This window comes from Ectorhizobium quercum (assembly GCF_026552795.1).
Classification (GTDB): domain Bacteria; phylum Pseudomonadota; class Alphaproteobacteria; order Rhizobiales; family Rhizobiaceae; genus Ectorhizobium; species Ectorhizobium quercum.
In genome coordinates this window covers 142,314-166,670 of sequence record NZ_JANFPI010000002.1, presented here as the reverse complement: position 1 = coordinate 166,670, position 24,357 = coordinate 142,314, and the positions used below count along the sequence as shown (strand labels likewise).

Annotated in this window: 19 protein-coding genes and 1 pseudogene; 8 read left to right on the top strand and 12 right to left on the bottom strand. The window is 63.8% G+C overall.

Annotated elements, in window-relative coordinates; all coding sequences use genetic code 11:
• Positions 1 to 60: 60 nt before the first annotated feature.
• The 4 genes from NOF55_RS05485 to trxB all read right to left on the bottom strand — a co-directional run bounded on the left by NOF55_RS05485 (position 61) and on the right by trxB (position 3,979).
• On the bottom strand, positions 61 to 1,176 hold the full coding sequence (locus NOF55_RS05485) for an alkene reductase (RefSeq protein ID WP_306410337.1): 1,116 nt from the start codon (positions 1,174 to 1,176) through the stop codon (positions 61 to 63).
• Between the two features lie 37 nt (positions 1,177 to 1,213).
• Complete coding sequence (locus NOF55_RS05480) at positions 1,214 to 1,507, bottom strand: ArsR/SmtB family transcription factor (RefSeq protein WP_306410336.1); 294 nt, start codon at positions 1,505 to 1,507, stop codon at positions 1,214 to 1,216.
• 577 nt (positions 1,508 to 2,084) lie between these two features.
• On the bottom strand, positions 2,085 to 2,981 hold the full coding sequence (locus NOF55_RS05475) for a LysR family transcriptional regulator VtlR (protein ID WP_306410335.1): 897 nt from the start codon (positions 2,979 to 2,981) through the stop codon (positions 2,085 to 2,087).
• 41 nt (positions 2,982 to 3,022) lie between these two features.
• Positions 3,023 to 3,979, bottom strand: coding sequence for a thioredoxin-disulfide reductase (trxB, locus tag NOF55_RS05470; RefSeq protein WP_306410334.1), 957 nt, complete (start codon positions 3,977 to 3,979; stop codon positions 3,023 to 3,025).
• Positions 3,980 to 4,242: 263 nt separating this feature from the next.
• Here trxB and NOF55_RS05465 point away from each other — a divergent pair, with 263 nt between their 5' ends.
• The gene (locus NOF55_RS05465) at positions 4,243 to 4,707 is read left to right on the top strand and encodes an Lrp/AsnC family transcriptional regulator (protein ID WP_306410333.1); all 465 of its coding nucleotides are present in this window, start codon (positions 4,243 to 4,245) and stop codon (positions 4,705 to 4,707) included.
• Between the two features lie 13 nt (positions 4,708 to 4,720).
• Here the strand turns inward: NOF55_RS05465 and NOF55_RS05460 are convergent, their stop codons facing one another.
• On the bottom strand, positions 4,721 to 5,692 hold the full coding sequence (locus NOF55_RS05460; protein ID WP_306410332.1) for a mitochondrial fission ELM1 family protein: 972 nt from the start codon (positions 5,690 to 5,692) through the stop codon (positions 4,721 to 4,723).
• On the bottom strand, positions 5,689 to 7,950 hold the full coding sequence (locus NOF55_RS05455; RefSeq protein ID WP_306410331.1) for a glycosyltransferase: 2,262 nt from the start codon (positions 7,948 to 7,950) through the stop codon (positions 5,689 to 5,691). The genes NOF55_RS05460 and NOF55_RS05455 overlap by 4 nt, the downstream gene beginning before the upstream one ends.
• A gap of 332 nt (positions 7,951 to 8,282) precedes the next feature.
• On the opposite strand from NOF55_RS05455, the gene NOF55_RS05450 reads away from it, so the two are divergent.
• Entirely contained in the window at positions 8,283 to 9,014 is a 732-nt protein-coding gene (locus NOF55_RS05450; protein WP_306410330.1) for a hypothetical protein, read from the top strand.
• A 66-nt stretch (positions 9,015 to 9,080) separates the two neighbouring features.
• Here NOF55_RS05450 and NOF55_RS05445 read toward each other — a convergent pair whose 3' ends face one another.
• The 4 genes from NOF55_RS05445 to carB form a co-directional block, all read right to left on the bottom strand.
• On the bottom strand, positions 9,081 to 9,920 hold the full coding sequence (locus tag NOF55_RS05445; RefSeq protein ID WP_306410329.1) for a hypothetical protein: 840 nt from the start codon (positions 9,918 to 9,920) through the stop codon (positions 9,081 to 9,083).
• A gap of 60 nt (positions 9,921 to 9,980) precedes the next feature.
• Positions 9,981 to 11,036 carry a glycosyltransferase family protein gene (locus NOF55_RS05440; protein WP_306410328.1) on the bottom strand — a complete coding sequence of 352 codons (1,056 nt, stop codon included), beginning with the start codon at positions 11,034 to 11,036 and terminating at the stop codon, positions 9,981 to 9,983.
• A gap of 92 nt (positions 11,037 to 11,128) precedes the next feature.
• Complete coding sequence (greA, locus tag NOF55_RS05435) at positions 11,129 to 11,605, bottom strand: transcription elongation factor GreA (protein WP_306410327.1); 477 nt, start codon at positions 11,603 to 11,605, stop codon at positions 11,129 to 11,131.
• A gap of 205 nt (positions 11,606 to 11,810) precedes the next feature.
• Positions 11,811 to 15,293 carry a carbamoyl-phosphate synthase large subunit gene (gene carB, locus NOF55_RS05430; protein WP_306410326.1) on the bottom strand — a complete coding sequence of 1,161 codons (3,483 nt, stop codon included), beginning with the start codon at positions 15,291 to 15,293 and terminating at the stop codon, positions 11,811 to 11,813.
• A 281-nt stretch (positions 15,294 to 15,574) separates the two neighbouring features.
• Here carB and ypfJ point away from each other — a divergent pair, with 281 nt between their 5' ends.
• The 3 genes from ypfJ to NOF55_RS05415 all read left to right on the top strand — a co-directional run bounded on the left by ypfJ (position 15,575) and on the right by NOF55_RS05415 (position 18,910).
• Positions 15,575 to 16,489 (top strand): KPN_02809 family neutral zinc metallopeptidase, encoded by a 915-nt coding sequence (gene ypfJ / locus NOF55_RS05425; protein WP_306410325.1) that lies wholly within the window; start codon positions 15,575 to 15,577, stop codon positions 16,487 to 16,489.
• Between the two features lie 218 nt (positions 16,490 to 16,707).
• Positions 16,708 to 18,138, top strand: a complete 1,431-nt coding sequence (locus NOF55_RS05420; protein WP_306410324.1) for an MATE family efflux transporter — start codon at positions 16,708 to 16,710, stop codon at positions 18,136 to 18,138.
• Complete coding sequence (locus tag NOF55_RS05415; RefSeq protein ID WP_306410323.1) at positions 18,128 to 18,910, top strand: nucleotidyltransferase domain-containing protein; 783 nt, start codon at positions 18,128 to 18,130, stop codon at positions 18,908 to 18,910. Before NOF55_RS05420 ends, NOF55_RS05415 begins: the two co-directional genes overlap by 11 nt.
• A 132-nt stretch (positions 18,911 to 19,042) precedes the next feature.
• Here the strand turns inward: NOF55_RS05415 and NOF55_RS05410 are convergent.
• Positions 19,043 to 19,173, bottom strand: a pseudogene (locus tag NOF55_RS05410) (glutamine amidotransferase-related protein); the annotation flags it as partial.
• A 220-nt stretch (positions 19,174 to 19,393) separates the two neighbouring features.
• Between NOF55_RS05410 and NOF55_RS05405 the strand changes: the two are divergent.
• A complete protein-coding gene (locus NOF55_RS05405; protein ID WP_306410322.1) occupies positions 19,394 to 20,014 on the top strand; it encodes a rhomboid family intramembrane serine protease in 621 nt (206 codons plus the stop codon).
• Positions 20,015 to 20,185: 171 nt separating this feature from the next.
• Here NOF55_RS05405 and carA read toward each other — a convergent pair whose 3' ends face one another.
• Positions 20,186 to 21,403 (bottom strand): glutamine-hydrolyzing carbamoyl-phosphate synthase small subunit, encoded by a 1,218-nt coding sequence (gene carA, locus NOF55_RS05400; protein WP_306410321.1) that lies wholly within the window; start codon positions 21,401 to 21,403, stop codon positions 20,186 to 20,188.
• A 322-nt stretch (positions 21,404 to 21,725) separates the two neighbouring features.
• Here carA and NOF55_RS05395 point away from each other — a divergent pair, with 322 nt between their 5' ends.
• Complete coding sequence (locus NOF55_RS05395; RefSeq protein ID WP_306410320.1) at positions 21,726 to 22,178, top strand: GatB/YqeY domain-containing protein; 453 nt, start codon at positions 21,726 to 21,728, stop codon at positions 22,176 to 22,178.
• A 103-nt stretch (positions 22,179 to 22,281) separates the two neighbouring features.
• Entirely contained in the window at positions 22,282 to 24,282 is a 2,001-nt protein-coding gene (gene dnaG / locus NOF55_RS05390; protein ID WP_306410319.1) for a DNA primase, read from the top strand.
• Positions 24,283 to 24,357: the final 75 nt, after the last annotated feature.

Sequence of the window (24,357 nt, the reverse complement as noted above, 5' to 3'; positions counted from 1 at the left end):
CGGCGCCGGTGCGAATGGCCGGCGAAGAGTTTCCTCCCCGCCAGCCTTTGATTCGTTGGTTCAGGCGAGGGCCGGATAGTCGGTGTAACCCTTTTCGCCGCCGCCATAGAAGGTTGCCGTGTCTGGGGCGTTGAGTGGCGCCTTTTCCTTCAGCCGGCGCACCAGATCGGGATTGGCGATGAAGGCACGGCCGAAGGAGACGAGGTCCGCATAGCCGCTTTCGACGGCGTGGGCGGCCGTTTCCCCGGTATAGCCGTTGTTGACCAGCCATGCGCCCTTGCCGCCCGCATTGCGGTAGGCGGCCTTGAAGGCGACGTAGTCGAACGGATTTTCGCCCTGCTGGTAATCGCGCGCGCCGCCGGTCTGTCCCTCGACGACATGGATGAAGGCGAGGCCGAGCGGGGCAAGCCGCTCGACGGCGCGGTTGAACAGCGGCTGCGGTTCCGGGTCGGACGCATCGTTGGCGGGCGTGACCGGGGAGAGGCGGATGCCGGTGCGGCCGCCGCCGATTTCGTTGGCGACGGCTTCGGCCACCTCGAACAGGAAGCGGGTGCGGTTTTCGACCGGGCCGCCATAGGCATCGGTGCGGTGATTGGTGCCGGAGCGCAGGAACTGGTCGACCAGATAGCCGTTCGCGGCATGGATTTCCACGCCGTCAAAGCCGGCGACGTCTACGGCGGCGCGGGCGGCCTTGCGGTAGTCTTCGAGGATACCCGGGATTTCATCGAGTTCCAGAGCGCGTGGCTCCGAGGTTTCCGCGAAGCCGCCGCTGCCGTCGGGATTGATGATGTAGGTCTTGGCATTGGCTTTGATGGCCGAAGGGGCGACAGGCTGGCCGCCGTTCGGCTGGAGACTGGTGTGCGAGATGCGCCCCACATGCCAGATCTGCGCGACGATCCTGCCGCCCGCCGCATGCACGGCATCCGTGACCTTGCGCCAGCCGGCAAGCGATTCCGGCTTGTAGAGGCCGGGCACGTCGGCATAGCCCTGACCCTGCTGGGTGATCGACGTGCCTTCGGAAACCAGAAGGCCGGCGCTGGCGCGCTGGGCGTAGTAGGTGACGGTAATGTCGACCGGTACGGCGTTCGGGGACCGGTTGCGCGTCAGCGGCGCCATGACGATGCGGTTGGCGAGTTTAAGGTCGCCGGCCGTGACGGGCTCGAACAATGTGCTCATGGTTTCGTCCTCTTGGATGCAGGGCTTGGAGGGGAGTTCAGATGTCGTCGGACATCCGTTTCAGGAAAGCCTGGATGACGGGTTCGTTGCGCTTGTAGAACACCCATTGCCCCACCTTTCGGGTCGTCACGAGCCCGGCTTTCTGAAGCGTGGACAAATGGGTGGAAACGGTGGATTGCGACAGGCCACAACGTTCGAACTGGCTGGCGCACACGCCCATTTCCAGCGGATGTTCCTGAGCGGAAAAGTGGAGCCGGGGCTCCTTCAGCCATTTCAGCATTTCCACCCTGGCGGGATGGGAAAGCGCCTTGAGGATTTCGTCGCGGTCCATCGTCTTCTCGTATCGATGTTTTTCGATATTTGAATTTACGATGATCAATATGATGCCGCGCGCACGGATTTGCAAGAAGGTGGGGAAAGGCTACCGGCGGGCAAAAAAAGAGGGCCACTGGAAATCCAGGGCCCTTTTAAGTTTGAAGGTCTATAACCTCCAGAGGGGAACAGCTGCTGCGGTGGCATTGGGAGAAGGCCACCAAAGTGCATCAGCTATGTGCGATATGGCGGTTTTTTGAGCATAAAGCAATGCATTTTTGTGCATGTCTGCCATGCAATTTCATTTTTTTTGATCAATTGGAAAAAACTGAAGGCAAAAAAAGAGGGCCACTGGAAATCCAGGGCCCTTTTAAGTTTGAAGGTCAATTAACCTCCAGAGGGGAACAGCTGCTGCTGTGGAACCGACCGGAGCCGTCCACACGGTGCATCAGCTAATTGGGGATATGGTGCCTGCTGGCTTTATCTTCAATACCTTATTTTGCAAATCAGCCATGCATATTTGCATTGTCTTGCGCCATGTTTCGTCATTTATTCGGAATGTCGAATAAAATTCCAGGTTTAAAGGCGCTGCGGCGTTAAAAATTCCAGTTGCGTGCCTTCGCCACGATGAAGTCCCGGAAGGCTTTCAGTTTGGCGGCGTTCTTCATTTCGTCCGGATAGCAGAAATAGGTGTCGAAGGAGGGCACGTCGGCGCTGGTGAAAAGCTGGAGAAGGCCCGGGTCGCGGCCGACGATATAGTCCGGCAGCATGGCTATGCCGATTCCCAGAAGGCATGCGCGCTTCACCGAGGTGAGGCTGTTGATCTGGAGAATGGGCGTGCGCGGATTGTCGGAGGTGCGTCCGGCCGTCTCCAGCCAGTTCAGGTCCATCAGATAGCCGGGGGCCAGTTCGCCGAAGGTGATGATCTTGTGGCTGTCGAGATCCTCGATGGACTGCGGCTCGCCGTAGCGGTTGACGTAGGAGGGCGCCGCATAGACATGCATGTGTACGGTGAAGAGCTTGCGCTGGATGAGGTCCGATTGCAGCGGCTGGCGCAGGCGGATGGCGCAATCCGCATGGCGCATGTTCACGTCCAGCTCCTCGTTGTCGAGGATGAGCTGGATCTGCATGTCGGGATAGAGTTGCAGGAACTCCTGGATCTTGTCGGTCAGCCAGCCCTGGCCGAGGCCGACGGTGGTGGTCACGCGCAGGCGGCCGCTCGGCTTTTCGGTGTTCTCGGTCAGCTGCACGCGCACCGATTCGAGCTTCAGCAGCACGTCGTGGGCGGTGCGGTAGAGCAATTCGCCCTGCTCGGTCAGAATCAGGCCGCGGGCATGGCGGTGGAACAGCTTGATGCCGACATCCTGCTCCAGCGCGCTGACCTGACGGCTGATCGCCGATTGGGAAAGGTGCAGCTTTTCCGCGGCGTGGGTGAACGAACCTGCCTCCGCCGCGGCGTGAAAGATACGCAGCTTGTCCCAGTCCAAAGGCATTTCCGTTCCCCTTATGATTATGACGGGTCGTTGTTTCGGCGTCAGCCGGATTTTGCCGTCAGGTAGCGTTCGGCCTCGAGTGCCGCCATGCAGCCCATGCCGGCGGCGGTGATCGCCTGACGGAAGGTGTCGTCGGTCACGTCGCCGGCGGCGAAGATGCCCTCGAGGCTGGTGGCCGTCGAATCGGGCGCGGTCCACAGATAGCCGCTGTCCTTCAGCTTCAGGCTGTCGCTGAACAGTTCGGTGGCGGGCGCATGGCCGATCGCGACGAAGACGCCATCGATCGCGACATCGCGGATCTCGCCCGTCCTCGTGTCGCGCAGCCTTGCACCGGTCACGGACGGCGGCATGGGCGGTTTGGCCGCGGTGCCGGTGATTTCGGCGACTTCCGTGTTCCACAGCACGTTGACGTTCTCCTTGGCGAACAGGCGTTCCTGAAGGATCTTTTCCGAACGGAACGTGTCGCGGCGATGAACGACCGTGACGCTTCTGGCGATATTGGAGAGATAAAGCGCTTCCTCCACAGCGGAATTGCCGCCGCCGACGACGATCACGTCGCGGTTGCGGTAGAAGAAGCCGTCGCAGGTGGCGCAGGCCGAGACGCCGAAGCCCTGGAAATGCTGCTCGCTTTCGATGCCGAGCCACTTCGCCTTGGCGCCGGTGGCGATGATCAGCGTGTCGGCTGTCCAGACGGTGCCGGAATCGGTCTCGACGGTGAAGGGACGCGTGGACGTGTCGACCTTCGTCACCAGGTCGTTGACGATTTCGGCGCCGACATGTTTTGCCTGCCCGAGCATCTGCTCCATCAGCCACGGGCCCTGGATCGGATCGGCGAAGCCCGGATAGTTCTCGACGTCGGTGGTGATCATCAACTGGCCGCCCTGTTCCAGACCGGCGATCAGAACCGGTTTCAGCATGGCGCGCGCCGCATAGATCGCGGCCGTGTATCCGGCAGGGCCGGAGCCGATGATGAGAACCTTGGTATGCTGGGCAGACATATATACTTCCTTTCGCGGCACGGTCGAAATCGTCAGGCTGCGGGGAGGAAGGCAGCCATCGAACCGTGCCTGTATTGACCTTTCATTTAGTGTTTTTCCATGCGTTTATTCAAGGTCAGCCCTGCGTTTCCAACAAGGCAATTCAATCAGGATTTCACGACGGCGACATTATCTTCCCCGATTGCGTCATATTCTTGCGAATCCTGTCGTTTTCGCTAAACCTGCCTTGGGTGCGGACCCGGGCGGGAACAAGGAATATCTGCGTGCGCGTTGAACTCGATGCCATCGACCTCAAGATTTTGCGGGAGTTGCAGCAGGATGGTCGCATGACCAATGTCGAGCTGGCCGACCGCGTGGGCATTTCGCCGCCGCCCTGTCTGCGGCGCGTCAGGAAGCTGGAGGAGGCGGGCGTCATCGAGGGCTATCATGCGATGCTGAACGCGCCCAAGCTCGGCTTCGACCTCGTCGCCTTCTGCATGGTCGGCCTCAAGCACCAGTCGGAAGCCAACCTGAAGGCTTTCGCGGCGGCGACTGCGCAATGGCGCATCGTCCGTCAGGCGTGGATGGTCTCCGGCGACAGCGATTTCCTGTTGCATTGCGTGGCTGAGAACCTGACGGCGTTTCAGGATTTCGTCATCGAGGTGCTGACCGCCAACGAACATGTCGACACCGTCCGCACGATGCTGACCATCCGTCAGGTCAAGCGTCTGGGGATCGTGGAAATCTGAAGGGGCGGCCGGCCTACGCCTGCCGTGTGCGTTCCAGCCGGAGGCGGAGGATCGCATCGGCGATCTCGCGCGTCGAGTTCACCGGCGGATAGGTGCCCGACGCGGGAGCCTCCGGGAAGCGGCCGACATGGGCGATCTGCGACAATGCCGTCACGAGCCGGTCGATCTTCGGGTGGCCGCCGCTCGGGTGGAACACCTGCAACGGCCTGCCGGTGGAGGCCGCTTCGCCCAGCATGTTGGTCGAATCCGCCGTCACCACCACTTCGTCGGCGAGCGCCAGATAGGCCAGCAGCGGATTTGCGCCGCTTCCGTTCCAGACCGTGACGCCGGGCAGCGCGGCCAGCGCTTCGAGCGTCTGCTTCAGCACCGGCGGGGTCCGCCGCGAGGCGGTGATCATCAGCGATGCGCCTTCGGCCTGACGGGCCCTGAGTCCGCCGGCCAGCCGTTCGATATCGCCCGGCGTAAAGGTGTGGTGGCGGCTGTTGCCGCCGATCAGCACGGCCAGACGCGGATGCGCCAGACCTGCCAGTGCGGCGGGCGGCTCGCGGCGCAGCGCGTCGAGCGCGCCGGGATCGATGCGGTTCGGCATGGTGGCGACCGTCAGCACGTTCGCGCCGGTCAGCCGGTCGTGCTTCTGGGCGACGATGAGGTCGGCGCCGTTGCGGGCGGTCCGCGGGTTCTTGAAGAAGACGGTCAGCGTCGCGGGCGACGCCTTCTTGAGCGCGCGCAGATAGGCCACGGCGCGCCGACCCGTGGCAAGGCAGATGTCCGGGAAGGGAGGGGCAAGCGGCGAGCCTGGCTTTCCCGGCGCCTCGCGCGGGTCGATCGGGCCGGACGGCATCAGAAGCGTGAAGATGGGCCGGGGGCTGACGCGGCGCAGTTGCGGCTCCGCGCCGAGTGCTTCGCACACGCCGATCAGCGGCTGCTCATCGCCGGCCTTGCCGTCGGTCAGAACCCAGACTGTCGGGCGCGGATCGTCGGTCATGGGCGCTCCGGTGCGGCGGACACGCGGACATAGGCGGAAAATTCCTTGTCCAGCATGGCCTGCGTGGTGAATTGCGCCAGCACGTTCTCGCGTCCCCTGGCGCCCATGACGGCACGGCGGCCCGGGTCTTCCAGCGCCTCGTCGAGGGCGGCGGCCAGCGCGGCGGCATCGCCGGGCGGCACGAGCCAGCCGGTTTCGCCGGGAATGACCGTCTCGCGGCTGCCGCCGTGATCGGTGGCGATGACGGGAATGCGCATGGCCTGCGCCTCGATGACCGCGCGCCCGAAGGCTTCCGGCCGGGTGGAGGCGGAGACGGCGAGGTCGGCCGCGGCGAGAACGGCAGGAATGTCGCGCCGGCTGCCGGCCAGATAGACGCGGCCATCAAGGCCGAGCGCGGAAATCCGGTCTTTCAGCCCGGCAATGACGCTTTCGACGCCGCTGCCGACGAAGGCGAGGTCGGCATCCTGCCGCTTCATCCGGGCAAAGGCTTCCAGCAGGACGGCATGTCCCTTCCAGCCGGTGATGCGGCCGACCATGACGACAAGCGGGCGATTCGGCATGCCGCCGAGTTCGCCGCGAACTTCCGCGCGCCGCTCTGCCGGAACCGCCTCGGGGTCGAAGACGTCCGGTTCGATGCCGCGCGGCGCGACGACGATCTGGCCGGCCGGATAATGATAGACCGAGACGATGTGATCGCGGATGAACAGGGAATTGGCGATGACGACCGGCGCGCGCAGCATGGCGCTGTTGTAAAGCCTTTTCAGCGGGTTGCCGTGGCTGTAGACGCCGTGGAAGGTGGTGACGTAGCGAGGTTTGCGGCGGGCCAGCTTCAATGCGATCAGCGCCGCCCAGGCCGGTGCGCGGCTGCGGGCGTGGACGATATCGATGCCCTGCGCGTCGATCAACCGGGCGATGGCGCGGCCGGCGGTGAGCATGCCGAAGGGCGATTTCGATCCGACGGCAATCGCCGCATGCTTTGCGCCGCACTTTTCGGCCTGCGCCACGAGCGGCCCGCCGGAACTGGCGATCCAGTTTTCCAGGCCCTTGGAGGAGAGATAGCCGGCCATCTCCACGGCGCTGCGCTCGACCCCGCCGTCGCCGAGCGCGGGAACGAGTTGCAGGACGCGCGGGGAGGCGGGTGCGGAGGCGGGCGGCGGAGGCGGGAGGTAAGCGGTCAGCCGGTCGCGCCAGATCTGGCTATGGGCGTGGGCGGCGGCGCGCTCGCTCATATGGGTGAGAAGGTCAGGATCGGACAGGAATTGCCTCACTGCCGCCGTCACTTCGAATGTGTTGTCTCCATCGCAGACGAGACCCGTCTCGCCGTTCAGTACGGCATCCGACGCTCCGCCCTCGTGGCCGGCGATGGAGGGCGTGCCGTACCAGCCGGCTTCGAGGTAGACGAGGCCGAAACCTTCCACCGACGCGCCTTCGCGCCGCGCGGGCATGGCGAATATGTCGGCGGCGGCGTAGAGGGCGGCCTTTTCCTCGTCGGAGACGCGGCCGTGGAACATCACGGCATCGGCGACGTCGAGGGAGTGGGCGAGGCTTTCGAGCCGTTCCCTGTCGGGGCCGTTGCCTGCGACATGCAGCCGGAGCGCGGGATAGTCGGACCGGAGGGCGGCCAGCGCCTCGATCACCTTGTCCACGCCCTTGCGCGGTTCCAGCCGGCAGAGCGTGAGGATGTTGAAGCCTTGCTCGCCGGGCTGGCGGAAGCGCTCGACCAGATCCGGCGCGGCGTCAGGCTGCGGCGGGATCGGCGGCGTTACGACACGGATCGCGCCGCCCTCGGCATAGCGCGCGCAAAGACCAGCGGTGTAGCGCGAGTTGGCGACGATCTCGTCGGCCTTCGCGAGCGCGGCGCGGATGCGGCCGGTTTTTTTCGAGGAGGCGTCCTGCGGAAACTCCATGCCGTGCGCCAGCGCGATCAGTCTGGCGCCGCCGCGGGCAAGCGCGCCGGGCGATAGGAATTCGAGGCTTTTCCAGCTATCCGCGATGACGATCCCGAACGCGCCGGAACGGATCAGGCGGTTTGCGGCAAGGCCCTTGCGCCAGCGCCGGACCGGCTTGAAGCCGCCGAACCGGCGGATGGTAAAGGGCGAGGGGCGGTCGGGTGGCGCATCACGGCCATCGGCCAGCACGGTCACGCCGTAGCCGGCGGCGGCGCAGGTTTCGGCAAGATTGCCCATCATCGATTCGATGCCGCCGACATCCGGGGGAAAGCATTGCGTCAGGATGAGAATGTTCAGTGGCGTCGTCATGGCATTCCTCGGCCGGCAGGGCGTGCGGTGTCGCATCGGCAGCGAAAGGCATCGGGAAAGGAGGCGCGGCGGAATGGGCAAGAGCGGCCCAAGGGCGCGGTATCTCCTTGTTTCTTATGCCGTTGACCAAAGTCCACGCGGGCATCCGGGTGGTTTCCTGTAGCAAGTGTGCCCGGTCACGGCAAGCAGTCTCGTTCGCCGGGCCGCGAACCGGGCGGTCGATGCCGCGAAAGCCGGTCCGCCGCGCCCAAATTAAGGCTGTTCGGAGGCCGGCAACTGTATTATGGACGGTCCGGCGGCAGCCGGGCGCTGTCAACGGGAGTGGACAAGGTATGCAAACCATCGTGTGCATGAAGTGGGGGACGCGGTATCCCGCCGATTACGTCAATCGGCTCTGGTCGATGGTCAAGCGCAATACGCAGCGCCCGACGCGGCTGGTCTGCTTCACCGATGACACTTCCGGCATTTCCGAAGAGGTCGCCGTCCACCCGCTTCCGCCGATCACCCTTCCCGAGCGGGTGATGTGGCTGCCCTGGCGCAAGCTTTCCATGTGGCAGGCACCGCTGGCCGATCTCGATGGGGACGTTCTCTATCTCGATCTGGATGTCGTCGTCACGGGCGGGCTCGACGTGTTCTTCGATTACAGGCCGGGCCAATTCTGTGCTGCTGAAAACTGGACGCAGCCCGGCAGCCGCATCGGCAACACCTCGATCTATCGCTGGCATGTCGGCCGGCATAGCGAGATTTTCGACCGATTTAATGCGGACCCCGAGGCGGTGCTGCGCGACTATCGCATCGAGCAGCAGTATATTTCCGCGCTGGTCGACGACATGGAGTTCTGGCCCTCGGACTGGTGCGTCAGCTTCAAGCACACGCTTCTGCCGAAATGGCCGATGAACTTCTTCAAGGTTCCGCCCCTGCCGGAGGGGACGCGCGTCGTCGCCTTTACCGGAAAGCCGGACCCGGACGAGGCCGAGATCGGGGCGTGGCCGGTCAATGCGCCGTGGAAGCGGCTTTACAAGCATGTCCGGCCGACCCCGTGGATCACCAAGCACTGGCGGTAGAGCGTTTCCGCTTTTCTCCGAAACGCAAAACTACTTCACACTTTTGCTGGAAATGCTTTAAGCGCTTCAGATCACTTTCTTTTCGTCGTCCTGTGGCCGTTCCAGCCGATGATGGCCGAACAGGCCCGGATAGACGATGCCGATACGGAACTTCTGCCCGCGCCACCAGTGCCGGTTCTGCGGGCAATTGATCGGATGTTCCAGATCCGGCAGGCCGTTGACCTTGCGCGAGGTCGGGTGTTCGCGCGCGAAGCGGATCAGCGTATCGAGAAAGAAACCCTTCGTCGTCAGGAACGACCGGTTGCACCAGTTGAGGGTGTTGGAGCGGGCGACGAATATGCCGTCGCCGAGCGGCTCGATGTCGTCGATGCCCTGATGGGGGAAATCCGGCAGGCAGACGGCTTCATTGGTCCGGGCATTGGCCGATTCGCGGCGCAGCCGTCCGGCAAGCGTCGGCCTCAGCGGAAAGCCGGGCTTCCAGTAGTGCCAGTAGCGCGTGGTCGGCTGCTCCGGGCGAACCTGGAGCTGGATGGCCTGAAGGTCCTGCTCGTCCAGAAGGGTAATGCACCGGGCGACCAGCGCGGCGGCGTTTTGCGGATCGCGCAGCATGCAATCGCATTCCATCACCATGACGGTTTCGGCTTCCGGCAGTTCGGCGCAGCGCGCAAGGCCTTCCTGAATGCCGAGATTGCGGTCGGTGGTGACGGGCGTGTAGCCGAACTGGCGGGCGATCTCGATCTCTTCCGGATCACCTTCCTGGCACAGGACGTAATGCTCGGAAAACAGCGGATAGATCGGCGCCAGCGCCGCCAGCGTGTTGCGCAGCGTCTTCGGCGCCTTCCATGTCAGAATGGAAATTCCGGCGGGCTTCGCCGGCGCGGGTCGGGGAGCAGGATGGTTCGACAAGGATGGGCTCGGTTCGATGACGTTGGAGGGGGCAGGCAGGTGTCGCTTTTTCGTGTTCGTTCAGCTCAGAGGGCCGGTCGGCCATCCGTAATCCTCCGAAAGCGGCAATGCAAACAGGCATTCCAGCATGTATTTCGCGACGCGGGTGCTGTTCGTCCTGCTGTGGGCGATTTGCCAGCCCCGCTGCGCGATCCGCCGCCGGCGTTCGTCGTCCTTCGACAGCGCGACGATATTCTCGGCCAGTTCCTCCCGGCTGGAGAAGGCAAGGACGCCGTCGTCGTAAAGCGTGTCGAGCCTTGCGGGTGCGGAGGTGTGGGCGGCCGTTCCCTGGCCGAGCAGCAGCGCGATCCGGTCGGAACTGTAGAGCAGGGCCTCGGGACGGCGGTCGTCGATCGGGATGTTCAGGTTCTGTGCGGCGGTCGCCAGCGCATTCAGGAAGGCGAGGCCCGAAATCCGCTCCGACCCGCGAATGCCGCCGGCAAAGCGGCGGCGGACATCGGGCGCCAGGTGCGAATCGAGAAAATCGATCTGCTCGTCGCGCGTGCCGATCCGGGTGCCGAGAAACAGGAGATCGAGTTCCAGCTCGTTGCGCTGCCGCTCGAACACGCGGGCGGTCTCGACGGAGCCGTCGACCGGATTGGGGAAGAAATGCACGTTCTTCGGTGCCGGCTCGATGGCGCGGATGGCGGCGGCGTCGCCCGTCGTGATGAAGGAGACGTCGACGTGGTTCGCCCGTTCCCCGAACGTCGCCATCGTCTTCGGACGGAAGGTCGGGTCGACGTTGAACTGGGCGAGTCGGACTGTCTTCACCGCCTCGCGCAGCGCCGCCCAGGTTTCCCCGGTGACGAGGTCCGCGTGGCCGACCATGATGACATGCGGCTGGTAATGGCGGGCGGTTTCGACCAGCTTGAGGTTCATCTTCGCCGCGCCGCGACGGCTGGACCGCAGCAGCGAGGATTCGCGGGCAGTATCCCGGTCCGAGAAGCAGACGACATTGTGCCCCAGCCGGATGAAACCGTTCGCGAGCTTGCGTTCGACGCTGAAGAACGTGCGCTGCGCCTTGCTGCGGGCGAAATCGGCAGCAAGCAGGATTCTCAAGGGGGCGTCACCGGTCATGGCCGCATCTTATCTGCAACAGGAAATTTCAAGATCGGCAGGCGTTTCCGTCATGGTGTCGCCCGAAGGTGATCCGGGCGGCACCGTTGCCTTCAACCCCAGTTGACCGACAGGATCTCATAGCCCTTCGCGCCGCCCGGCGCGTTGACCTCGATCGAGTCGCCGACTTCCTTGCCGATCAGCGCCCGCGCGATCGGCGAGGAGATGGAGATGCGTCCCGCCTTCACGTCGGCTTCCTGATCGCCAACGATCTGGTAGACCTTCTCCTCGTCGGTGTCCTCGTCCACGAGCTTGACGGTCGCGCCGAACTTGATCTTGGAGCCGGACATTTTCGACAGATCGATGACCTCGGCGCGGGCCGTCAGGTCTTCGAGTTCGCCGATGCGTCCCTCGTTGTGGCTCTGGGCCTCCTTGGCCGCGTGGTATTCGGCATTTTCGGACAGGTCGCCGTGGGCGCGCGCTTCCGCGATCGCCTCGATGATCCGGGGACGCTCTTCCTGCTGCCGCCAGCGCAGTTCTTCCTGCAGCTTGACGAAGCCGCTCTGCGTCATGGGCACTTTCTCAACCATTTCCACTTCCTTCTGTCTTCTCGTCGCGCAGCGGCGGACACAAAAGAAAACAGGTCCCGAAGCAAGGCCACGGAACCATGTCTCAAATCAAACGTCCGGCGCTTATAGCAGAAGGACGCAGGCAAATGCCACTTAATTCCGCATCCGCGTCACGATGACCCGGAAAGCATGTCGTCGATTGCCCAAATCCCGGGCGCAGCCGCCTTCAGAAGTAGCTTTGCAGCGGGCGAACCTCGAGCTGGCCCTTCTTCAGCGCCTCGATGGCTTCCGCCGCGGCCTGCGCGCCGGCCATCGTGGTGTAGTAAGGCACCTTCTGCATCAGCGTGGCGCGGCGCAGAGATTTCGAATCGGAGACCGCCTTGTTGCCGTCCGTGGTGTTGATGACGAGCTGGACCTGACGGTTGCGGATGGCGTCCTCGATATGCGGCCGGCCTTCCAGAACCTTGTTGATCTTCAGCGCCTCGATGCCCTTTTCGGCCAGGAAGCGCTGCGTGCCGCCGGTCGCCAGAACCCTGAAGCCGATGTTCGATAACAGGCGGATGGCGGGCAGCACGCGCTCCTTATCCTCGTCGCGCACCGAGACGAAGACCGTTCCCTCGCGCGGCAGCTCGACGCCGGCGCCGAGCTGCGATTTGGCAAAGGCCAGCGCATAATCCGTGTCGAGGCCGATGACCTCGCCCGTCGAGCGCATTTCCGGCCCGAGCAGGATGTCGACGCCGGGGAAGCGGGCGAAGGGGAAGACGGCTTCCTTGACGGCGATGTGGTTGAGGTTGCGCGGATCGGGCTTTTTTCCGTAGGCGGCGATGGCGACGTCGAGCGCTTCCCCGGCCATGACGCGGGCGGCGATCTTGGCGATCGGCGCGCCGATGGTCTTGGCGACGAAGGGCACGGTGCGCGAGGCGCGCGGATTGACTTCGAGGATGTAGATCGTGCCGTCCTTGATGGCGTATTGCACGTTCATCAGGCCGCCGACATTGAGCGCCTTGGCAAGCGCCACCGTCTGCCGCTCCAGCTCGTCGACGGTTTCATTCGACAGCGAGTGGACCGGCAGCGAGCAGGCCGAGTCGCCTGAATGGATGCCGGCTTCCTCGATATGCTCCATGATGCCGCAGACGAAAACGTCGCTTCCATCCGAGAGGGCGTCGACGTCGACCTCGATGGCGTTGGTCAGGTAGCTGTCGAACAGCAGCGGGTTCTTGCCGAGCAGGGTGTTGATCTGGCCGGTCTTGTCGTTCGGATAGCGCTGCTTGATGTCTTCCGGCACCAGTTCCGGAACCGTGTCGAGCAGGTAGGTCTGGAGCATGGATTCGGAATGGATGATCTGCATGGCGCGGCCGCCGAGCACGTAGGACGGGCGCACGACCAGCGGGAAGCCGATCTCGGACGCGACGATGCGCGCCTGCTCGACCGAATAGGCGATGCCGTTGTTCGGCTGGTTGAGGTCGAGCTTCATCAGAAGCTTCTGGAAGCGGTCGCGGTCCTCGGCAAGGTCGATCATGTCCGGGGCGGTGCCGAGGATCGGGATGCCGTTCTTTTCCAGCGCTTCCGCGAGCTTCAGCGGCGTCTGGCCGCCGAACTGCACGATGACGCCGACAAGCTGGCCGTTTTCCTGCTCGGCGCGCAGGATCTCGATCACGTCTTCCGCCGTCAGCGGTTCGAAGTAGAGGCGGTCGGAGGTGTCGTAGTCGGTCGAGACCGTTTCCGGGTTGCAGTTGACCATGATCGCCTCGTAGCCGGCGTCCTTCAGCGCGAAGGCGGCATGGCAGCAGCAATAGTCGAACTCGATGCCCTGGCCGATGCGGTTCGGGCCGCCGCCGAGAATGACGACCTTCCTGCGATCCGAGACCTGGGCTTCCGAGCGGGCCTGGCCGACGAACGGCGTCTCGTAGGTCGAGTACATGTAGGCAGTCGGCGAGGCGAACTCGGCGGCGCAGGTGTCGATGCGCTTGTAGACGGGGCGGACGTTCAGGCCGTTGCGCAGCTCCGCCACTTCCTTGGGGCGCCTGCCCGTCAGGCTGGCGAGGCGGGCGTCGGAAAAGCCCATAGCCTTCAGCATGCGCAGGTTTTCGGCGTCTTCCGGCAGGCCATGCTCGCGGATGCGGGCTTCCGTGTCGACGATGGCCTTGAACTGGGCGATGAACCACGGGTCGATCTTGCAGCCTGCGTGGACTTCGGCCTCAGGCATGCCGAGGCGCAGCGCCTGGGCGACCATGCGCAGGCGATCCGGCGTCGGCGTGCCGATGGCCGCACGGATGGCGTTGTGGTCGTCGCCTTCGCCGAGGCCGGGAATTTCGATCTCGTCGAGGCCCGTCAGGCCGGTTTCGAGGCCGCGCAGGGCCTTTTGCAGCGATTCCGCGAAGGTGCGGCCGATGGCCATGACTTCGCCGACCGATTTCATGGCGGTGGTGAGAACGGGATCGGCGCCGGGGAACTTCTCGAACGCGAAGCGCGGGATCTTCGTCACCACGTAGTCGATGGAGGGTTCGAAGGAGGCAGGCGTCGCGCCGCCGGTGATGTCGTTCTCCAGCTCGTCCAGCGTGTAGCCGATGGCGAGCTTGGCGGCGATCTTGGCGATGGGGAAGCCGGTAGCCTTCGAGGCCAGCGCCGAGGAGCGCGACACGCGCGGGTTCATCTCAATGACGACGAGGCGGCCGTCCTTCGGGTTGACGGCGAACTGCACGTTCGAGCCGCCGGTCTCGACGCCGATCTCGCGCAGCACCGCGATCGAGGCGTTGCGCATGATCTGGTATTCCTTGTCCGTGAGCGTCAGCGCCGGGGCGACGGTGATCGAATCACCGGTGTGGACGCCCATCGGGTCGATGTTCTCGATGGAGCAGATGATGATGCAGTTGTCCGCCTTGTCGCGGACCACTTCCATCTCATACTCCTTCCAGCCGAGCACCGATTCCTCGACGAGGACCTCCGTGGTCGGCGAGGCGTCGAGGCCGCCGGAGACGATCTCGAAGAATTCCGAGCGGTTGTAGGCGATGCCGCCGCCGGTGCCGCCGAGCGTGAAGGAGGGGCGGATGATGGCGGGAAGGCCAACGGTGTCCAGTGCCTGGGCGGCGACGGCCATCGCGTGGCTCATGTAGCGCTGCTTGCGGTCGGTCTCGCCGAGGTTCCACTGGTTTTCCAGCTCGTCGAGCGCCTTGTCGAGTTCGGCGCCGGAAAGCCTGGCCTTCAGCCCGGAGCGGTCGGCCTCGTGCTTCTTGCGGTCGGCGTTCTTGATCTCGGTAGCGTTGGCGAGCATGGAGCGCGGCGTCTCCAGCCCGATCTTCGCCATCGCCTCGCGGAACAGGGCGCGGTCCTCCGCCTTGTCGATGGCTTCCGGCTTGGCGCCGATCATCTCGACATTGTAGCGGTCGAGAACGCCCATGCGCTTGAGGGACAGGGCGGTGTTGAGCGCAGTCTGGCCGCCCATCGTCGGCAGAAGTGCGTCCGGGCGCTCCTTGGCGATGATCTTGGCGACCACTTCGGGCGTGATCGGCTCCACATAGGTGGCGTCGGCCAGGTTCGGATCGGTCATGATCGTCGCCGGGTTGGAGTTCACCAGAATGACCCGGTAGCCCTCTTCCTTCAGCGCCTTGCAGGCCTGGGTGCCGGAATAGTCGAATTCGCATGCCTGGCCGATGACGATCGGCCCCGCGCCGATGATGAGGATGGACTTGATATCTTGGCGCTTGGGCATGACTTCCTACTTCCCGTCTCGATGCCGTGCGGAAGGCCAGCCAGCGCGGATTTTCGCACGGGCCGGGCACAGGCTTTTCTCTATTTCAGGCTAGAAGGGGCTTATAGGCAAATGTCTTGCCGAACGGAACCCCGTATTTTCCGGAATCGACAGAATCCTTGCCGCCGGTTTCCTCGGGCGGTTTCGCGCGGCCGGGCGGCGAATCGCGGCCGATATGGCAATGCGACTGGCTATCTGCGATATATGCGCTATGTACGCCGGCACGTTACGGAGAGATTCCCATGAAGTGGCAAGGTCGCAGGCAATCGGACAATATCGAGGACCGGCGCAACCAGTCGGCCGGCGGTGCCGGTCGCGGCGGCGGCGGCTTTCGCGTGCCGATCGGGCGCGGACGGGGCGGCGGACTGAGCATCGGCGGCATCGTCGTCCTGCTCATCATCAGCTGGGTCCTCGGCATCAATCCCCTGACGCTGCTTTCCGGCGGCGACATCGATCTTGGCGGCGATACGCAGCAGACGAGCGCTCCGGGTTCGTCCGCCCCGCCGGCCAACGACGAGATGACGCAGTTCGTGCGCACCGTTCTCGCCGACACGGAAGACACCTGGAGCGGCATCTTCCAGGCTGCCGGCGAGACGTATCGGGAACCGGTTCTGGTCACGTTCAGCGGGCAGACCTCGTCGGCTTGCGGCATGGCGTCCGTCGCCACCGGCCCCTTTTATTGCCCGGGCGACCAGAAGGTCTATCTGGACATGGACTTCTTCCGCCAGCTTCAGCAGCAGTTCGGCGCATCCGGCGATTTCGCGCAGGCCTACGTGATCGCCCATGAGGTTGGGCACCACGTCCAGAACCTCACCGGCATCCTGCCGAAGTTCAATCAGGCCCGCCGCTCGATGAGCGAGGCGGACGCGAACCGCATGTCGGTGCGCGTCGAGCTTCAGGCCGATTGCTTCGCCGGCATATGGGGCCGCTTCACCGACCAGAAGGGCATTCTCGAAAGCGGCGATCTGGAAGAAGCGCTGAACGCCGCCCACCAGATCGGCGACGACACGTTGCAGAAGCGCAGCCAGGGCTATGTCGTGCCCGACAGCTTCAACCACGGAACGTCGGCCCAGCGCATGCGCTGGTTCAAGCAGGGCTTCGACAGTGGCCGGGTCTCGGCCTGCAACACCTTCGAACTGCCCTACGAGCAGCTTTAGGGGCCGTTCCCAAGCGTATCGGAGAACCTGCGTCGGCGCGTTTCCGCGGCGATGCACGAGGAAATTCGCGGTCCGTCATCACGCGGATTGAAGGCATTCATCAATAATTCTGCTCGGTCGCCCGGCAGGCTTGCCAGCTGCCGGCATGTCGAATATGCACGATTGCAAGGCCGCTCACCCTTTCAGGGAGCGGCCTTTTGTCGTCTGGAGAATGGAAAATGCAGGATCTGGTGCGGAAAAGCGCGGTTTTGCCGGAAAATTCATGGTGGTCGCATATTCGCGGCACGCTTTCGATCGGCATACCGCTGGTCGGCGCGCAACTGGCGCAACTCGGCATCCACACGACCGACGTCATCATCATCGGTCAGCTCGGTGCCCAGTCCCTTGCCGCCATCGTGCTGGCCGGGCAGTTCCTGTTCACGATCTTCATCTTCGGCACCGGCTTTTCGATGGCGGTCGTGCCGATGGTGGCGCAGGCCTACGGGCGGGGCGAAGTGACGGCGGTGCGCCGCTCCCTGCGCATGGGGCTCTGGGTCGCCATCGGCTACTGGATCGCGATGCAGCCGGCGCTCCTGAATGCCGAGGCCATCCTCATCCGGCTCGGCCAGCAGCCGGAAACCGCCGCCCTTGCCGGGCGATATGTGGCCATCGCCGAATTCGGCCTCCTGCCGGGCCTGCTGTTCATCGCGCTGCGCTCGATGGTCTCCGCCATCAATCGCGCGGCCGTGGTGCTCTGGGCGACGATCTTCATGCTGGTCACGAATGCGGTGCTCGCTTACGGGCTGGTGCTCGGCCATTTCGGACTGCCGGCGCTGGGGATGGATGGCGCGGCCTTCGTCGCCGTCTTCGTGCAGTTCGCCGGCCTTGCCGTTCTGGTCGTCTATATTCAGGGCCGCGCCGAGACGCGCGCCTACCAGGTTTTCGTCCGCTTCTGGCGGCCCGACTGGCAGGCGCTGAAGGAGGTCATCCGGCTCGGTCTTCCGATCTGCATCACGATCCTGGCGGAAGTGTCGCTCTTTTCGGCCAGCTCTCTGATGATGGGCGCGCTCGGCACCGTCGAGCTGGCCGCGCACGGCATCGCGCTTCAGCTTGCCTCGATCACCTTCATGATTCCGCTCGGGCTGGGGCAGGGTGCGACGGTGCGCATCGGCGTCGCCCACGGCAAGGGCGATTTCACCGGCGTGCGCCGGGCGGCGATCACCGTCGTCATCCTGGCCGCGATCGTCTCCATCACAGGCGGCCTGGCCTTCGCCCTCATTCCGGAAAAGTTCGCCGCCCTGTTCCTGAACCCGGAGACGCCGAATGCCGGGGCCGTGCTGGCCTATGCCGGACCGCTGATCGTCACGGCCGGGCTGTTCCAGCTCTGCGACGGCCAGCAGGCGATCTTCGCGAGCCTGCTGCGCGGTCTCAAGGACGCGCGCGTGCCGATGCTTCTGGCGCTGGTGGCCTACTGGCCCATCGGCTTCTTCACGGCCTGGCTCCTGGCCTTCCCGCTGGGGTTCGGTGGCATCGGCGTCTGGTTCGGCATCGTCTTCGGCCTGCTCGCGGCCTCGATCATGCTGTGCATCCGCTTCGTGCTGCTGCTGAAGCGCGAGAAGCTGGCGCTCGATCCAGGAGGAATCGGGCAGGAGGCGGTTCATGCACGTTGACGCAGATGGCTTGATCGGAACAGTGGGAGAGGCACCCTATCAGGACGAGTTTTGTCCTGTGTTGAAGGCTGTTCGTTTCCGTCTGGTCGGCGACGCAGGCTCTCTGGTTCACAGCATCTATGTTTATGGAAGCGTGGCGGCGGGATGTGCAATTCCGGGACGATCCGATCTCGACCTGTCCCTGATCCTGAACACGCCGCCTTCTATGAATGAAAGGGCGCTGCTCGAACGAATCCGGCAGGAGACCGAGTCAGATCATCCCGTCGTCAGCAAGATTGACTTTGACATAGGTTCACTGGGTGACTTTGCCTCACCTGATGCAGGGATGGCCTGGCGCTATTGGCTCAAGCATCATTGCCGATGCATAGAGGGCGAGGACCTTGCCAGCGGTATCGTCCCGTTCGCGCCGTCGAAGGCGCTTGCGCTCGCTGTGAATGATGATTTCAGCACCGTTCTCGGCCAATATGTGACTCTGCTGCGAGAGGAGCCGCCTGCCAGAACCTCACAGCGCCTTGTCAGAGAAGCTTCCCGAAAGGTTGTTCGCGCGACCAATATCCTGCGTCTGGAAACGGATCGGGACTGGCCGGCAACTCTCGAAGATCACGCAGAGAGGTTCTGTCGCCTCTTTCCGGAGCAAGCCCGCGAGATGCGGTATTTTCTGGAGCAGGCGCACGAACCGGTGGCAGAACCGGCTGATTTCACGAGGCGTCTGCGACTCTTCAAGGCGTGGATGGAGACTGTCATCCGGAATGACACCCCATCCAGCCAGTAAGCGGTTCGTGCGCATAACCGCCGTTTCGTCTCGGAAACCTGAATTTAGCGGCAGATATTTGCGACAGAAAGTATTCTGCATTCCGGTTGAGGATCGGGCTCGTCGCGGGCCCTTTCCATTCTGGAATTGTCGAGTCTCCTCAGCGCCTTCCGGCAGGCTGTTCCTGTCGACTGTGAAGCCGTGGGTCATGGAAACGATCTCGACTTGTCGGTCGTGTAGTCCTTCACCGGATGGTTGGCGCCGTGGTGGCCTTGGTGCATCTTGATCGCGGCGGCTTGAGAAACGCTCAGCGTCGAAAGCAAAAGATCCTCTCGTCGCGCCAGCCCCTAACCCGAATAATGCACTGTTCGGGGGCGGGACGGGTGTGGCTGGCGGTTTATCTTGCGGTCAATATTTCCGCGAAACATTCATTTCGCCCGACCGTCGCATAACATCCGAATTTGCGACACGTGAGAAGGCTTTTGAAAATTACGAGAAACGTCAATGGGTAGCTTGCGGATGCGCTGGTTGAATGTCTCGGCGGCTTTGACGATATTGACGATAGTCGTTTCGTTTTCAGTCGCCTATTCTGCCAATCACCAGCTTTTCGGCACTGTAAAGATGCCAATCCTCCGGGGCTACGGCGGCACGACCTTTGAGGACATACGAAATTTCGAACTCTGGCGTGTCGTCACCGCACAACTCATTCATGCGAAACAGGCCCATATGCTGCTGAATGCCCTCTGCCTGCTTCTACTCGGCAGTCTGGTGGAAAGCAGGGTCGGTGGCTGGTGGACGTTTTCGATCTGGCTGATTGCGGGTGGAATAGCTACTGTCATCAGCCCGATCCTGATCGAGGCACCGTGGAATGTAGGAACCGGGGCATCACAGGCGACCTTCGCGTTTGCGGGATGCGCGACAGTGCTTGCGCTTTCAGATGCCCTGAAGCGTAAGCCGGCGTGGACCTTGATTGCGCTTGTCGTCCTTCCTGGTTTCGCGCTCGACCTGATTTATGACGGGTATCCCAAACCCGGTCATGTTGCAGGTTTTGTGCTCGGAATGATCTTCGGCAAACTTTACATGAACCGCCGGAGCACAGGTCTTCGCTTGTCGCACAAATCCTGAGTTTCGCGCTAAAATCGCCAGCGCAGAAAAATCGGGGAAATTTCTGTCGCAAGCGTCAGGTGCAAAGGTTTCTGGTTTTGCACCTGACGTTCGCGACAGAAAGTATTCCACATTCCGGCTGAGGATCGGGCTCGTCGCGGGCCCTCTCCATCCTGGAATTGTCGAGTCTTCTCAGCGCTCTGCGAGCGCCGGCTCGCCCTTCTTCTCGCGCACCATGTTGATGAAGCGGCGGAAGAGGTAGTGGCTGTCCTGCGGGCCGGGGGAGGCTTCGGGGTGGTGCTGCACGGAGAAGACCGGCTTGCCCGCCAGCCGCAGGCCGCAGTTGGAGCCGTCGAACAGGGAAACGTGAGTCTCCTCAACGCCTTCCGGCAGGCTGTTCCTGTCGACTGCGAAGCCGTGGTTCATGGAAACGATCTCGACCTTGTCGGTCGTGTAGTCCTTCACCGGATGGTTGGCGCCGTGGTGGCCCTGGTGCATCTTGACCGTGGTGCCGCCGAGCGCCAGCGCCAGCATCTGGTGGCCGAGGCAGATGCCGAAGACCGGCAGGCCGCTTTCCACCAGCGTGCGGATGACCGGAACGGCATATTCGCCGGTGGCGGCCGGGTCGCCGGGGCCGTTCGACAGGAAGATGCCGTCCGGGTTCAGCGCCAGAATGTCCTCGGCGGCGGTTTTCGCCGGAACGACCGTGACGCGGCAATCGAGCCCGGCGAAGAGGCGCAGGATGTTGCGCTTCACGCCGTAGTCGACGCAGACGATGTGATAGCGCGCGCCGGCCGGGTCGAGTTCGCCGTAGCCCTCGTCCCACACCCACGGCTTTTCCGTCCACTGCGAGGACTGGCCGGACGTGGCTTCTTTCGCAAGGTCAAGGCCGACGAGGCCGCTCCAGTCGCGGGCCTCCTTCTTCAGCGCCTCGACGTCGAAGACGCCGTTCGGATCGTGGGCGATAACGGCGTTCGGCGCACCGTGCTCGCGGATCCACGCGGTCAGCGCGCGGGTGTCGATGCCGGAAAGGCCGATGACGCCGCGGGCCTTCAGCCACTGGTCGAGATGCTTCGCGGCCCTGTAGTTCGAGGGCTCGGTGATCGAGGCCTTGAAGATGACGCCGACCGCGCCGCGGCGGGCGGCGGGCGTCAGGTCCTCGATGTCCTCTTCATTGGTGCCGACATTGCCGATATGCGGGAAGGTGAAGGTGACGATCTGGCCGAGATAGGAGGGATCGGTGAGGATTTCCTCATAGCCGGTCAGCGCCGTATTGAAGCAGACTTCGGCCTGGACCTTGCCGGTCGCGCCCACGCCGACGCCTTCGATGACAGTGCCGTCTGCCAGAACGAGCAGGGCGGTCGGTCTGGCGGTGGTCCAGCCCTCGGTCGGTTTGGGGGTCGCGGTCATGTTGTCTCGCCTTTCCGGTTCGGTCCGGGGCGTGCGGAAACCGGCCCCGGCGAACCTCGTTTTCGTGCAGCCGGGCGCGCGGGCTGGAGGCCCGGTCGGCGCAGGATTTTCGGATTTCGTGCTAGGTGCGGGAAAATAGACAAAGGCTTCTTCCGGGTCAATCGCGCGGCGCCAGATTCCCGGGAATTAAGGACTCTTTTCTTTCCAATGCCTTGCCGGATTGCATTTGCATATCGCCTCGGCCTTGGGATATGACGGTTGCGTCTGACGGGAAACGCCATCGTTCCGAAGCCGCTCACGACTTTTCAGGGAGACGCACACAATGATCCGCGATACGCTCACGTCGGCCATGAAAGAGGCGATGAAGGCCAAGGACACTGTGCGGCTTTCCACCGTGCGGTTGATCCAGACGGCCGTCAAGGATCGAGACATCGCCCATCGTGGCGCCGGCAAGGACCCGGTGACGGACGACGAAATCCTCCAGATCCTCACCAAGATGATCAAGCAGCGCGAGGAATCGGCGAAGATCTACGACGATGGCGGTCGCGCCGAACTCGCCGCACAGGAGCGCGCCGAAATCGAGATCATCCGCGATTTCATGCCGCAGCAGCTCGACGATGCGAAGGTGCGCGAGATCATCGCCGCCGTGATCGCGGAAACCGGCGCCGAGGGCCTGCGTGACATGGGCAAGGTGATCGGCACGCTCAAGGAGCGCTATCCCGGCCAGATCGACTTCGCCAAGGCGTCGGGCGTGGTGAAGGAACTGCTGAAATAGGTTCCCGCTTTCCCGGTTGTGGATAGCGGGCAGGACATGCCGCCCTTATGGCGCTTGAGGGATGGACGGCCTATATAGAACAAGGCCGGAGCCCGAGGACCCAATGCGCTTTTCCCAATCCTTTCTCGAAGAGATACGTGACCGCGTACCGATCTCCCAGGTGATCGGGCGGCGCGTGACGTGGGACCGGAAGAAGACCAACACCTCGCGCGGCGACTGGTGGGCGTGCTGCCCGTTCCACGGCGAGAAGAGCCCGAGCTTCCATTGCGAGGACCGCAAGGGGCGCTACCATTGCTTCGGCTGCGGCGTGTCGGGCGATCACTTCCGTTTTCTCACCGATCTGGAAGGATTGAGCTTTCCCGAGGCGGTGCAACAGATCGCCGACCTTGCCGGCGTGCCGATGCCGCAGCGCGACGTTCAGGCCGAGCGGCGCGAGAAGGAGCGGGCCGGGCTGATCGACGTCATGGAAATGGCGGCGCAGTTCTTCCAGGACCAGTTGCAGACGGCGGCGGGCGCGAAGGCGCGCGCCTATCTGCGCGAGCGCGGGCTTTCCGGCCGCACCATCGAGACGTTCCGCCTCGGCTATGCGTCCGACAGCCGCAATGCGCTGAAGACCTTCCTTGCCGGCAAGGGCATCCCGAAGGAGGATATCGAGGCGTGCGGCCTCGTCGTCCACGGGCCGGAGATTCCGGTCTCCTACGACCGTTTCCGCGACCGCATCATGTTTCCGATCCTGTCCTCGCGGGAAAAGGTGATCGCCTTCGGCGGGCGGGCGCTCTCACCCGACGCACCGGCGAAATATCTCAACTCCAACGAGACGGAACTCTTCCACAAGGGCAGCGTGCTTTACAATTTCGCCCGCGCCCGGCGGGCCGCGCAGGCCGGCGGCGGACGTTCGGAGCCCGGCACGGTGATCGCCGTCGAGGGCTATATGGACGTGATCGCGCTGGCGCAGGCGGGCATCGAGAACGCCGTCGCGCCGCTCGGCACGGCGCTGACCGAGAATCAGCTCGAACTGCTCTGGCGGATGACGCCCGAGCCGGTCCTCTGCTTCGACGGCGACGGCGCGGGTCTGAGGGCCGCGGCGCGGGCCGCCGATCTGGCGCTGCCGCATATCAAGCCGGGGCGTACCGTGCGCTTCGCGCTGCTGCCGGACGGCAAGGACCCGGACGACCTGGTGAAGCATGAGGGGCGGGCGCCCTTCGACCGGGTGCTGAACGAGGCGAAGCCGCTTGCCGAGATGATCTGGAGCCGGGAAGCGAACGGCACCTTCGACACGCCGGAAAAGCGCGCCGAACTGGAAGCGCGGCTGAGGCAGATCGTCTCCGTCATCGCCGACGAGAACGTGCGCCGCCATTACCAGCAGGACATGCGCGACCGGCTGAACGCCTTCTTCAACGCCTCGCGTCAGCCGCGCGGCAATGGCGAGGGGCGTTTCCAGCCGCAGGGCGGGCGCGGCAATTTTCGCGGGCAGGGAGGTCGCGGAGGACAGGCGCCGTCGGGTTTTTCCGGCGGCATCTCCGACCGGCTGACGCGTTCGACGCTGGTCAAGGGGGCTTACGAGCATCCGTCGCTGAGGGAAAGCGTCCTGGCGCTCACCGTGGTCAACCATCCCGGCCTGATGCTGGAGACCTATGACGAGATCGCCGGCATCGAATACGAGAACCGGGAGCTGACGCGCTTCTGGTCGGCGCTTCTGTCGGCCGGGGCGCTGCTCGGCCACCGGCTTTCGGCGGAAAGCCTGCGCGAGGTGCTGGAGGCGGAAGGGTTCGGGCCGCTGATTGCGGCGATGGAGCAGCAGATCCGCAATGCGCGTCTGTGGACCGCGACGGTGGAGGCGGCGTTTGAGGATGCACGCGAGGGATACGGGCAGGCCTATGCGCTGCACAAGCGGGCGATCGATCTCAGGCGGCAGAAGCTGGAACTGGAGCGTTCGATCGCCGAGGCGACGGAGGCGGAGGACGCCGAGCGCCTGACGCCGCTTTACCGCGCGCTTCAGGAAGTTCACCTCGAAATCAGCCGGATGGAAAACCAGGAGGCGATCATCGACGGGTTCGGCGTCCTGTCGGGCCGGATCAAGGGACCGGCGGCCTCCGGCTCCTGATTGGCGCGGAACCCCTTGTTTTTGCCGGTTGCGATCCTAAATAGGGAAACGAGATTGCCGGCTAGTGCGCTTTAG